This window comes from Asticcacaulis sp. AC402, from assembly GCF_000495835.1.
In the GTDB taxonomy this organism is placed as follows: Bacteria; Pseudomonadota; Alphaproteobacteria; order Caulobacterales; family Caulobacteraceae; genus Asticcacaulis.
Genome location: NZ_AWGC01000024.1, coordinates 23450 through 36059 on the forward strand (window position 1 = coordinate 23450; position 12610 = coordinate 36059).

The 12610-nt window shown below is 56.1% G+C and carries 10 protein-coding genes; 1 reads left to right on the forward strand and 9 read right to left on the reverse strand.

Annotation, left to right across the window (positions count from 1 at the left end; all coding sequences use genetic code 11):
* The first annotated feature begins 599 nt into the window (after positions 1 to 599).
* Positions 600 to 875, forward strand: a complete 276-nt coding sequence (locus ABAC402_RS39790; protein WP_023450345.1) for a glycine zipper domain-containing protein — start codon at positions 600 to 602, stop codon at positions 873 to 875.
* On the opposite strand, the gene ABAC402_RS34150 is transcribed toward ABAC402_RS39790, so the two are convergent.
* From ABAC402_RS34150 to ABAC402_RS34175, 9 genes are all read right to left on the reverse strand, one after another.
* The gene (locus tag ABAC402_RS34150; protein WP_023450346.1) at positions 863 to 1183 is read right to left on the reverse strand and encodes a transposase; all 321 of its coding nucleotides are present in this window, start codon (positions 1181 to 1183) and stop codon (positions 863 to 865) included. The genes ABAC402_RS39790 and ABAC402_RS34150 overlap by 13 nt on opposite strands.
* A 220-nt stretch (positions 1184 to 1403) precedes the next feature.
* Positions 1404 to 1859 (reverse strand): hypothetical protein, encoded by a 456-nt coding sequence (locus ABAC402_RS40295; RefSeq protein WP_155847418.1) that lies wholly within the window; start codon positions 1857 to 1859, stop codon positions 1404 to 1406.
* Positions 1853 to 4228, reverse strand: coding sequence for an RHS repeat-associated core domain-containing protein (locus ABAC402_RS34155; RefSeq protein WP_023450347.1), 2376 nt, complete (start codon positions 4226 to 4228; stop codon positions 1853 to 1855). The genes ABAC402_RS40295 and ABAC402_RS34155 overlap by 7 nt, the downstream gene beginning before the upstream one ends.
* Positions 4229 to 4239: 11 nt before the next feature.
* Positions 4240 to 6345: a hypothetical protein gene (locus ABAC402_RS34160; RefSeq protein ID WP_155847419.1), complete on the reverse strand. Its 2106-nt coding sequence runs from the start codon at positions 6343 to 6345 to the stop codon at positions 4240 to 4242.
* A 146-nt stretch (positions 6346 to 6491) separates the two neighbouring features.
* Entirely contained in the window at positions 6492 to 6698 is a 207-nt protein-coding gene (locus tag ABAC402_RS39795) for an RHS repeat domain-containing protein (RefSeq protein ID WP_031235787.1), read from the reverse strand.
* A 77-nt stretch (positions 6699 to 6775) separates the two neighbouring features.
* Positions 6776 to 7459: a hypothetical protein gene (locus ABAC402_RS34165; RefSeq protein WP_155847420.1), complete on the reverse strand. Its 684-nt coding sequence runs from the start codon at positions 7457 to 7459 to the stop codon at positions 6776 to 6778.
* A gap of 491 nt (positions 7460 to 7950) precedes the next feature.
* Positions 7951 to 10914: a TonB-dependent receptor gene (locus ABAC402_RS34170; protein WP_155847421.1), complete on the reverse strand. Its 2964-nt coding sequence runs from the start codon at positions 10912 to 10914 to the stop codon at positions 7951 to 7953.
* 535 nt (positions 10915 to 11449) lie between these two features.
* Positions 11450 to 11599 carry a hypothetical protein gene (locus tag ABAC402_RS40575; RefSeq protein WP_023450352.1) on the reverse strand — a complete coding sequence of 50 codons (150 nt, stop codon included), beginning with the start codon at positions 11597 to 11599 and terminating at the stop codon, positions 11450 to 11452.
* Between the two features lie 139 nt (positions 11600 to 11738).
* Positions 11739 to 12533, reverse strand: a complete 795-nt coding sequence (locus ABAC402_RS34175) for a DUF1499 domain-containing protein (protein ID WP_023450353.1) — start codon at positions 12531 to 12533, stop codon at positions 11739 to 11741.
* Positions 12534 to 12610: the final 77 nt, after the last annotated feature.

The following is a 12610-nucleotide window of genomic DNA, read 5'->3' on the forward strand; positions in this document are numbered from 1 at the left end:
AGTCCGGCGTTTGAGCTGAAGAAATGCGAATACAAAGCGTCATTCTTTATGAGGCTTGGTGTTAGACGCGCCCGTGGCGTGTCTATGGGGCGAATTGTCTGCCGATCGCTCCCGGCCGGTCATCGAAACCTTGATCGCCGCAACCGCCCTCACCCACGACCTAACCCTGGTGACGCGCAAAGTGAGGGATGTCGAGGATTTAAATCTTGCATTGCTAGACCCGTTCTCAGCCTCGGCTATGCGGCCGCCGCGCTGATAAAGCGCGGGTGAGAAAAAACTGCAGTCGATGAGGACACCCGACGTGATTTCGGCTGTAGTGTCGGTCACGCAGCCCGCACAATTGTGCCATTCGTAGTGCGTCGCCGAAACACTATGACACCTCCTTCACAAACCTTTCGAGGATAGTGCAGTAGCAGATACTTTTTTCAAATGACATCATGTCTCCGTAATCCACTCTATCTTACGCAGGCCGTTGCCTGATATTTACAATCCGCGGGCAATTCCCGATCAGAAAAAGAGCGTGGGTTGGCTACAGTCACAGCAGCCAGGCGGGTGCCCAGAGCACCTTACGCGCGGCTTTTGACGAAAAGGGAAACACTATGAAAATCGCAATATTGGGCCTGGCCTCCGCCGTGTTGCTGAGCGGTTGTGCAACTGACGGCATTGGCAGCGGGGCGCTTATCGGGGGCGTCGGCGGTGCTGCCGTAAGCGCTGCGACAGGCAATGACGTCGTCAAGGGCGCAGCGGTCGGCGCTGTCGCGGGCGCCGTAATCGGGTACGTTGTCGAGCAGGGCAAAAAGCGTGAACTTTACAGCGATGGCAATGGCAACAGATACTGGGTAGATGACAACGGCAAACGGCATTACCAGAACTGAAGCCGCCCTGAGATAATCAGGTGGCCGGCCCATCGGCCGCGTCCGCCGATGAAGGCGGTTGATCGGCGATGCGCTTCCCCCACCGCCCGCGACAGACCGCTTTCATTGGACGGCGCCAGGATCCTGTGCACTTGGTTGGTCATCAGGCAGCAGGCCCGGCAGGCGACGCCACTCTGGCGCAGTTGTTCCGCCAGCAGGTCGAGATAGATCTCCTGGTCGCCGAGTTCCAGGAGAATGGCTTGCTTGATATTGCGCTGGACCACATGGTGGACCTGCCCGACAAGTGTCAGGCGAGGTGCGCGTGGCACAACAGGGCTCCACTAGGCACGGAAACGTCTCAGATACAGGGCGCATGATGTCAATAAATGACTCTGACCCCTTTAATTCGACCCCTTTAATTCAAACTCAACAACAGACCCCGAAAAATCCTCAACTTCCAAACCCCTCGCGAGGTCTACAACCATTACCTGAATGCAACTCTAACCGCAGAAGCGAGTGTTGCACTTCAGGTTTGACACCAGCCCTACCCTATATTGCAGTGCTAATTTTCGAAATTACTGGCGTATCTATTCTATGAAAATGATACCGCAATAGAGGCAAAATGTGATACTGAGCATCCCAAAATGCAAGAATTTCCAAATTGTCTGGCACTCCATCTGCCGGAAAAAAATAGGTTTCATCTTCTAACGCCCAAACTGCGGGCTTCTCCATATCAGCCGATTGGTATCGGTAATATGCCTTTTCGGCGAGTCTGCCCACTACAGGCGTTACACCAATTTTTTGCCAGCCAGCGCGCCTTATCGAAGGGTAGACAACAGGAAGACGCAAAAAAAAATCAATGCTGGCGAGTTCGTATAGAGCTGTATCGGCATTGGTATCAAAAAAAACGCAGTCTCCACCCATAGCAATGCATGCGTAATATGTCCCAAACTCACCGTCGTGTATACTATAAGTATCCCCAGGTTTCCATTTTCGCGCTACCACGATAACAATCCCCTCGCCGCCAATTTTGCCACCTCTGAGAATATAGCTTTTTTCTTCGGATCAATGGCGTTGATTCCATTGCCCGAACGGCCAAGCGATTGCCACTTTTCAATCAAGACTTGCTCCCTCCCGCGCATTACCCAATCACCATATATCATTCGAGGACCAGTACCATCGCCTGCAGAATAAACAAATTCCAATTGAGCGGGCCCGTAACCTTTTGCATTCATATGGTGTTTGGTGTCTCTCCGAAGGAGGACACTGGCTGCTGTCGTGCCCCAACCGCTTGTGTGACCGACGTAAACCTTGTCGTCAGTCAAGCTTTCTTTTTCGTACGTGATATACCAATATTTACGCTTATTTTTTTCAGCTTCTTGCGCATCTGCGATAGCGCCTTCTATCGCGTGTGCAATTGGATTAACATTACTAAAGTGCTCAGCGGCCTGTTGTGGGAAAGGTAAAGGGGGAGGAGAATTGCCTGGCAAAGGGATAACCAACTGAAGGCCAGTTGGATCGACTCCATTTACCGGATCGTCTCCGACATAAGCATACAGGTTCAGATCATCCTCCGATCCTATCGGGTCAGTTTGGAGGAATCTGCCATAGCTCGGATCATAAATCCGAGCCTTATAGTAGTACAGCTTGGCCTCCGGAATGGCATACTGTCCGGTGTAGCGGAATCGCGAACCTGTCCACGATTCAGTGTTATCGCGGTTGGTCGGCAGACCGTAGGGATCGTAGCGGTACAATTCGGTGAGGGCGCCAGTGTTGCTGCTGTATCCGATGATGCTGCCCTGGTAGTTGGCCAGCAGGTAATTCGGTGACGTCACCCCCGAACCGGCAAACCATACCAGAGGTTCATCCACGCCCGTACCATGGAGGTAGCGCTGGGTCATGGTCTCGCTGCCAGTATTGCCGTTGTAAGCGCCCGCGTAGGTGTATTCCGCGATCAGGCTGACGCCATCATAGACGAATTCGGTCGTCCGGCCATTTGCCGTATAGGCGGCCAGGCGACCTTCGGTATCGTAGACCAGGGTCATGAACGGCGTCGTCTGGGCATTGCACCACGCCACCGCCGTCAACCGGTTTAGCACGTCATAGGTCATACAGCGCTTGTCGGACGCAGCGAGGCTCTCCCTGCTTAGGTTGCCGTTAAGGTCGTATCCGCCGGTGAGCGCCGCAATCCCAGAATCGCGGTTCAGACCGTCAAAAGTCTTGTTTTCCGTGCTGGTTGTGGTCTGGTCATAATCGTAATTGGAAGAAGTGGCGTCCCAACTGATGATCTGGTTGGCCGGGTTGCGTCCGGTGAAGCTCCAGGTGATGTCATTGCCGGTGAGGTCCAGGTCGTGGCTCATAGCCGTCAGCCGACCCAAGGAGTCGTAGCTGTAGCAGGTCGCTTTGGTCTGGGTGACGCAGGCGGCGTCGTTTCGCTCGCCCGTCGCAATGGCTGCCCCGCGCAGCAGCTTCTTTCTCAGGCTGAGGCTGGTAAAGGCCTGCGAATAGAACACGGTTGAGCCGTTGCTGACGTGGCTTACACGGTTCAGGTTATCCAGACTGCTAAAAAACGTAAAGCCGCCCGGATAGGCGATCGCTGTCCGGACCGACGCAGCATTATAGGCAAAATACAGTGGTCGCCCGTTGAGGTCGGTGGTCGTGTTGACCCGCCCCAGGCTATCGTAGCCGTAGCTGACGCCATTGCCCGAGGTTGAGGCGAACCGCTTCGAACTGATCCGGCCCAGGCTGTCGTAACTGGTGAAGACATCCGCTGCCCCGCCCGGCGTGGCGCACGACACGCCTGAGACATTCTCCCGCAAGGTGCGGTCGAGATTGTCGTAGCAATAGGTAATGATCGCAGCGTTGCGCCGCCGCCAGGAGATCTTGTTGTCGTTGGCGTCATAGCCGAACTGCTCGTAGTCGGTCGTGCTGGACGTGCCCGCCCCGCTGGTAGTGCTGGGATAGCGCCGCTTGTTCAGACGATCGAAGCCGTCATATTCCAGAGTGGTCAGATTGCCGTTGGCGTCCTTCTCGGTGGCGACCAGTCCATTCAGCGAATAGGTGTAGCGAGCATAGGCGCGCTGCACACTGGTGCCATAGGCCTCATCGACCTGAAGAAGTTGGCCTTCTGAATTATAGGTGTTCCTGGTAACTCGGTCTGGGCCGTAGCTCTGGCTTTCTGTGCCCAAGGCACAGGCATCTATTGGCGCGCTTCCAAAGGCCGTGGGATTCATGCGAACCGCGCTGCACACCGGCCGGTTCATGACGTCATAGCTTGTCTGAACAACCGAGTGGATGGTCTCGGCATGCGCCTCGTATCCTATGAAGCTAAAGCCGGTTCCCAATACCGAAACTATAAAAAGCAGCTCTTTCATTGCTATGCTCATTACGGCTGCCCTACTTCAGTCTTGATTACTCGACCTGCCAGGTCGTAGGTTCTGCGGGTAAAGGAGGAAACGGTCATATTAACACCCGAGCAGGTAGTGGTGCTGCTGCCGATGCCGACCTCGGTCAGAGTTTCCTGATTTGCGGCATCATAGGTGTGGCGTACGACGGAACGGATAAGCGGGCCCGTGCCATCAGGATCGGGGCTGATTTCGCACACCAGGCGCCGGTTGGCATCGTGAATTTTGTAGGCTCTGTCATCGACATCGGTTCTAGGGCCGTCCACGACGGCAATGTTTCCCCAGTCGTCGTACTCGAAGGCCGTCGTCAACGCTTGCGAGTTCGCGCCATCGGTCTGGGTTACGGAATAGGGCAGAAGGGTCTTGTATGTTTTCGGTGCAGTGGTCGCGGTCCCGTAGCTTATGGTCGTCACCGCCGTGCCTGTTGTCGCTGGACACGCCGGCAAGGTCAGCAGGCCGGCGCTTAAACCGCAAGATTCGGTTCGAACCATACGATAAATGGTGCCCGCGCCCGTATTGAAGGCTTCGTAAGTGTTATAGGTACGCAGCCTAAGCGCGTTCTGGTCGGCCGGAAGCGTTGTGGTCAGAACACCGCCGTGCACACTGTCGTAGGTGTAGTCGGTCTGGTTACCCTTCGCGTCCCTGATCCAGGTTGGTTTGTTGCAGGTTACTGTCGTAGTGCAGGTAGTGACGTAGTTTGTCTGTGTTGTTCTAATCGATTCCGTTGATCCTGGCTTAGGTCTATAGGTCACAGTCGTTATATTGCCACGGCTGTCGTGGGTGTAGTCCTCCTTGTTACCCTCCTCTTCTGTAGCGGATGATAATCTGCCCCATGGAGAGTCAGTCGGTCCCATCGCAAGAGACTTATATACGGTATAGATGAGGGTTTTTCCGGGTGCTTTAAAGTTCTGCGGCAGTCCGACATCTTTAAATACATTTGTAGAATATATAACCTGATTGTTCGGATCCTTCACAGAATTCTGACGATTGGTTTTCCCGGTGATATCGTTGTAGGTGAGCTCTCTGTATTTATAGGTCCATGTTCCGCGGCTGTCGATCAGCGTATTGACACGTCCGTATATGTCGTAGTTGAGCGTAATTTCTTCGCCGTTCGGGCGTTTAACATACGATATTTCGTCAGTATCCCATATGTTGTTGTTATCGTTTTTGTACTGTGTAGCTCCGTTTAATGCATCACGCACTTCCAATATGGATTCGTTTGACAAATAGTTGAACGTAATGGAGGAAACAGGGTTGCATCCGGGATTGGAGTAATTTGAATCGCAGGAGGTGACCATGGTGTTGAAAGCTCGGACTGCGCTCATCTTGTAAAAATTGGCAGAGTCATATTCGTATTTGAGGCCGTATCCAACGTTGCTGGTCACGGTGTTGACACGATATATAAGAACCGGATCAAAGCAGGAATTGCACGGGCCGCTTTCGTAGGTGATGTTGATCGCGACGCCATTGGGATAGGTTATGCTGGTCAGGCGGGCTTCCAGGCGTTGAGAGGCGTTCTGGACAGCGTTGACGTCGGTGTAGGTGTATTTCGTGCCGTTGCCATTATCGTAAACCCAGTCCGAACCAATATTGACGAGGGTGTCGATCTGGGCCGTAGTTTTTCGAAGATAGGTTCCACCGGCGCCGGCCTTGAACTTCGAACCGCCACCTCCAAAGCTGACCTCGTAGATTCTGGGCCCCTGTACGCAGGTCGAACTGCCAGGTGAATAGACGGCCTGCCACGTCTCATCGTCGAAAATGTAGCTGCCGTTGTTGTAGCGGCACCACTGGTTGGGGTAGGAGATGACTCGTCCCATATAGGTGTCCAACATGGGCTTGCCAAAAAATGCCCATTGCAGCCCGCCGGTGGCCGGATCGCCGATCGTCAGGAAAGAATCGTTGCGCTCATACTTTCCGATGATCAGGTTAACGCCGTTGGCGTCTGAAAAACGCGATTCCGGCCCCTGATGGCTTGGCGGCCCGTTGGCCATACCAACTTGGCCAAAAACCGGACTAGCGAAACCTGCCGCTAGTGCACTTGCCGCGCATGCCGCGACCAACCGGTCCTTGAAACAAAGAACTTTCATTTTGCCCCCAATCAAAAGCAATAAGACACGGTTTCTCAGGCATCTAGCACAGTTCGATGTATGCCGATGCATGGAATGCTGTTCAAAAGCGATTTAAACTGTACGCTCGGCAATTGAGGACCTCAATGTCCCTCAATTTTACTGGCTTAAGTGCCCGCGGTTCGCGCCGTTTGTGTCCGGTTGCCGGCAGCGTCGTAGCTGTAGGTTATCTTGGAGCCGTCGGGATAGGTGACTTCAGTGACACGCCCCAAAGCATCATATTTGTAGGTCGTGGTCCCAGCCGTTGCTGCGCCGGCCATCAGGCACCCTGCCAGAGCCAAAAGCGATACTGCGCTACGGATCCCGTTAGCCATGACTTCCTCCGCTATCAAACATCGACTCACATTACCGTAAATTTACCGCCTGGCAATAACCTGAGCGTGTATTTTTGTCACAACGCCGGAAAAATGATCGAAACATGGGTCTGACCGCTGGCCATGGGATAGGCGCTGCACTCAGCCAAGGCCTGGATCGCCTTCGATTCCGAAACCAGCCGCCCCGGATCATTGGCTGAAGCGTCGCCGCGCATGATGACCGGCGGTTCGGCCAAGGCGCCTCCCGAAGAGAAGGTCACTTCGAGGGTGACAGGAACCGTATGTTCGTCGACAATTTTGCGCCAGCACGGCGCGATTGCCGCCCAGAGATCGTCGCCTGCGCCCTTCGTCAACCCGCCGGTGCCGGTGGCTCCTTTGTTCGTCTGAGCCTCGGCCTCTGAAGTTGAGTCCGCCGCCGACGGCATGTCCGGGATTTTCAGGGTCGCGAAATCGGTAAAGGTCGTGTCGGCCAATTCCAGCAGCGGCGCCTCCAAGCGTTCGGCCACGTCCGGTTGGCGGAGGTCCTCCATATCTTCGGCTTCAGGCGTTTTGACCGCCATCGAGCCCGGCGCAGGTTGCGCAATTTCATAAAGAGTAAGGTCGACGCCCTCGCCGCGGCCCATGCCGTTGCCGACACTGCCGCCCGCCGTGAAGCCGCTCGTTTGCGCCGATGGCAGGATGGCCAAAAGCAGCAGCAGGTGCAGGGTCACCGAGCCTGTTACAGCCACGACGCGACGATGATGTATCAGATAGGCTGACACGCGCCGACTCAGCGGATGCGCCATCGCGCCAGCCCTGGCCGCCTGTATGCGCCGAAGGACGGCTTTCCCGTGGCTCAAAATACAGACAGGCTTCCCCGACATTTCACACGCCCCTGGCACACGTCCAAGGTGCATCGTTTTTCGCACTGCCGCAAGAGGGCTTCGCGGAGTTTTTTGCGCCTGCTATTCAGGGCAAAAGGCCCAGGACGCCATCGAATAAAGCTGCAACTGCCGGCCTGCGTACTTTGTAGATCTGCTCATTCCCCGTTTGCCAGAAATTTCACTTGCCACGATTCCCAAGCAGAATCGGGTGACGGGCGAAATCCTGAAGAGCAACGTACGACCAATACAGTTCGGTCCTCTCATTTCAGTAACAGTATATCAAGCCAGTTCGACAATCTGTGGAACTCGCACGGCCTGAAAAACAAGTCGCAAAAAAAACGGCGGAGGATTGCTCCTCCGCCGTTCCTGACATCTGACGATGTGTTGCCTTAGAACGAGTACTTCGCGCCCAAGCGGACGTAACGCGGCGTTTGATAGCTGCTTGGCGTCTGGTAGGTTTCGCGAGGCTCGAACGAGCCGGAGTATTCACCGCGTTCGTCGTACTGATCAGCACCTTGGAAGTTGAAGATGTTGAAGATTTCAGCGCTCAGCTGAACCGAACCGACCGGGATGGCAAGGTCGTAGACCAGCGAGAGGTCAACGCGCTTGATCCAGTCGCCTTGGAACGAGTCACCGCGCGGCGTCAGCTTGCCGTTGCAGTACCAAGCCGTCAGGGTCGTATCGACGGCGCGGTTGTCGCCCGGAGTCGGGTAGTAGCCGATACAGCCGTATTTGCGCGGCGAAATCAGCGAAGCGTTATAGCCAATGCGGAACTGTTCGTTGATCGCATAGGTGCCATAGGCCTTAAAGTTGAAGCCATGGTGGTTCGGCAGCAGGCCGTACGAACCGTCGGTCCAGCCAACTTCGTCGAAGTCCTGGGTCAGGCCGGTGTCGTCCTGGCCGTTGTCGGACTTGACGCCGCCTTCGATGTTACCCTTGGCCTCTGACAGAGTGACCGAGCCGCCCAGGGACCACTTACCGTCCCAGGGACGATCGAAGGTGAACACCAGCGACTGGTACGTACGTTCCGCCTCAGGCAGGCCCAGGACCGAGTTCGGCACAGTGACGGTTTTGCCGCCCCAGGTCGTTCCGAAGTCCTCGCTCAGCTTGACGACCAAATCGCTACCCGGGTTGAGCAGGACGTAACCCGAACCACCGAAGGTTCCGTTGCCGCAGTCAGTGTCGTTGATGCCGATGTACTCGCAAAGGTCGTTCTCGACGTGGTACAGGTCGACGTCTTCCATCACCGCGCCCAGGGTACGGTAGGTGTAGGTCAGGCCCACGTTCCAACCGCTGTCCAGGCGACGTTCAGCGCCCAGGATGAACTCATCCTGATACTGCGGCTCCAGGTTTTGCGAAACCAGAGTCTCGGCATCGGGAATTTGACCATTGGAGAAGGTTGCCTCGCTGACGAGCGGCCCCAGGGTCGGAACCAGGGTGTTGGCGTCACGGGTCGTCCACTGATACACTTTTTGGGTGAACAGTTCACCACCGGCCAGGCGGATGTTGGTGTTGCCGGCGATCGGCAGGTAGTAACGGCCGTAGAAGGCGTTCAGCTTGGTCTTCTTGTCGCCGAAGAGATCGTAGGAGACGCCGATACGCGGCGCCAGTTGATCCTTCGACTCCAGGAAGCTTTCTCCGGCTGCGTTCTTGTTGATGAAGGTGTCATTGCGGACACCCAGGCTCAGGTTCAGACGGTCGGTGATGTACCAGCTGTCCTGGATATACCAGGATTTGTTGTTGACCTCGAACTCACCGACGTTGAAGTACTGGCGTGCGCGGACGCATTGCACAGATCCGGCTCCGCCGCACAACGCGCTGCCAGCGTTGAAATAGCGATAGTAGGTATCGCCGGAATAGCGAGAGTTAGCATTGGCCGTCAGGATTTCTTCGTCCATGCCGATCTTGAGGTGGTGACGACCGGCAAGGTTAAAGTAGAAGTCGCCGTCGATGCGGAAGTTTTCGCGGGAGTCTTCGCCGGATTCGACCAGGATAGCCGTGTTGCCGCGAACGACGGCGCCATTCAGGAAAACAGCGGGATCATCGTCAACGAATGACTTGGTCGTCTGGTTGTAGGTCGACTTGCCGTACAGGGCCGACAGGGTGAACCAATCGGTGAACTTACCGGTGTATTTGGCAACCTGGGTCACGCCGCCGCTGGACGCCGTGACGAACTTGTCTACCGGATCGCCCTCATCGAAGTGGTGGGTGATGGCCGACTGATCGTCGCTGAAATAGGTTACTTCCAGGCGGTGCTCAGGATTCAGGACGAAATCGAACTTTCCACCCCAGAACGGGTCGGCCCGTTCGACGCTTTCGGTGTAAACGCCGCTACCGTCCCCGTAGGTCAATGCGGAGTCGACGGTAAAGTCGCGCGGGTTGTAGAAGGCGAAGAAGTAGACGTGATCCTTGACGATCGGCCCCGAAAGCCAAGCGGTGGCTTCCTTTTGCTCAAAGTCGGTGCGGCCTTGGAAGTAGGTATCGTCGGCGGGATCGGTTTCGTTCAGGTCGGCGCCAACCTGTCTCGACTGTTCGGCGAGGCCGGACGGCGTATAATAAACGCTTAGGCCGCCCTTAAAGGTGTTCGAACCCGAACGCGTGGTTGAAATGAAAGCACCACCGGTCGAACGGCCGAATTCCGCCATATAGCCGCCGGTCTTGACTTCGACCTGCTCATAGAAGTCGAACGGGATGGTCGTGCCGCCCAGGAAGTTACGGAAGTTCGTAACGTTCATACCGTTGACATAGTAGATGTTTTCAGCCGGCGAAGCGCCCGAAATCGACGGAGGTCCGAACACGTCGTTGATGGTGATGCCCGGCGTCAGGTCGGCGATGGCTTCGATGTTGCGACCGAGCGGAACCCGGCTGGCCACAGCTTGAACATCGATCACCTGACCGGTCGTTGTGCGATCAAAATCGAGGTTACGACGCGCGCGGCCACGAACGACCACGGTCGTGGTGGCGTCAGCCGTTTCAAAGTTATAGCTGGAGACCGAGCCCAGAGTCACGAGCGCCGAGGTCGAGACCTTGGAGCCGTCGGCACCGGTAATATCGACATTGTAGGTGCCGACAGGAATCTGGCTAAGGGTAAACTTACCGTCCGCATCGGTCGTCGCCGTCGCGGTGTAGCCGCTGTTCTGACTGACGATCGTAACCGTGGCGCCAGCGGCGGCAGAGCCACCCGATGTCGATACCTTGCCGGACAGGGTGCCGGAGGTTAAGTCCTGGGCGAAAGCCGTCGTCGGCAAAGCCGCGACAGTCGCCACCACGGCCACGCCCGCCATCGTCGACAATACTGCACCGCAGATTGTCGTCGTGGCCAACAGGCCAGATCGCAAAGATTTATGTTTCACTCTTGTTTCTCCGGGTTACATGAGGGTGTAGGCGCACCCACCGCAGTTTCCAGCATTACACGCTGTTAACAAACTTAGAGACCCCTGTCGTGAATCCGTCAATCACGCGACACATTTTTGTCTATATCAATTGAAACCTGTTTCAATAAAGTCACAGGAAAAACCTTCCCTTAGGGCAGGCCCATTCGAAGACAAGGGGCGATTTGTCCATAAGATGGGTTCAGATCACAGGCGAGAAAACGTTTAAATTGTATTGTGATAACAACGGTGGCCGTTCCGCACGCCGCGCGTGCAGCACACGCAACAGGTGAGAAAAATTTGACCCCGTACCTCGCTCATGACGCCGAAAACAATCCTGTGGATATTTCTAAGGATAACCGCGACATACACACTCTACGCCGCAATTCTCCGTGCGAATACCTATAGACGACAGAGTGTAAAGGAATCGTGATCTCGCCGGAGTCAACGGACTCGCCGGCTTGTTTTACTGCGCAGCAGCGTCAAGTGTTAGCGGACCTTGCCGCAGTCCAGGAATTCAGTGCCGCACCGCAACGCGGGCGGCCATGGGCGACACCGGCTCGGGCGTACAACTGGCCACCAGCCCCTGCGCCAGAGACAAAAAAAGCAAGGCTGCCAGCCAACGCTGCGAACGCTTGGATATATAAAGGGCGATGTCGCCGGCCATTGTGTCACCTCTGCACGTTGCGCAAAGGTTAAGCAAAAGTTAAGCCAGCCCGGGCCTCAGGCCGCCCACGCCGTGGGCGACAGAAAAAAACTACCGTCAAATGACAACGTCAGACGGCGTCGGTGCGCCGACAGGCGGCTTAAAGCGCTTCGATCTTGTGGATCAGGTCGATGACGCGGCGGCAGTTGCTGCCCAGGTCGGGCATGGGGTAGCGGCCGACACTGCGGATATCGATGCCGTTCGGATCCAGCCGAATCACGACATCGGATTTGAAGCCGTAGAAGGGATCCTGATAGGTCGCTTCGACCCGCCAGTCAGCAGAACCAAATACGACATAGTCGTTGGCTTTCAGCATGGCGACGACCTTCTGCGACGTCACGCCTTCCTTTTTGGTGATGGTACGCGCCCGCGGGCAGGCCAGGGCGTTGATCTCGGGGATGGTCTTGCCACCCCAGTCCATCGATTCGTTGCGCGGCACCCGCGGTACGTCTTCGACGGGGCGGGCGTCCGCCCCGCGTGCCTCAATCAGCTTGCCCGAAAGCGACACCGGGCGTTCCCAGTTGGTGGCGACATCGCCGATCGGCGGGTTTGCCTTCAACGCCTTTTGGTACCACCAGAAGCCGCCCAGGAGCGAACCGGTCAAGACAACAGCCGCCAAAGCCCACGGCCCGCAACGGCCGGGCGCCATGAACAGGGAAATCAGCAGGGACAGCCCCGAAACCACCATGGCCCCCATGGCCATCTTGGGGGCCAGGTTCAGGGTCAGTGTCTTGAAGCCGAGGTCGTGACTGATATAGCCAAGGTTAGACGCCATCATGACGCCCAGCAGGAAAAGCGGCGTGACCAGGGACACCATGAACGCGAAGTGGGCGAAAGAAAGCCCCTTCTTCTTATTGGTCTGCTTGTGGCCGGATGTCGGCAAATCTTCCGTCACGCGCGGGCTTTCCCTGTTGTTGTATCAGTTGAAACGGATTGGCCTAGATTAGCCCGCTTGCGGGCTGCGTCACCGCT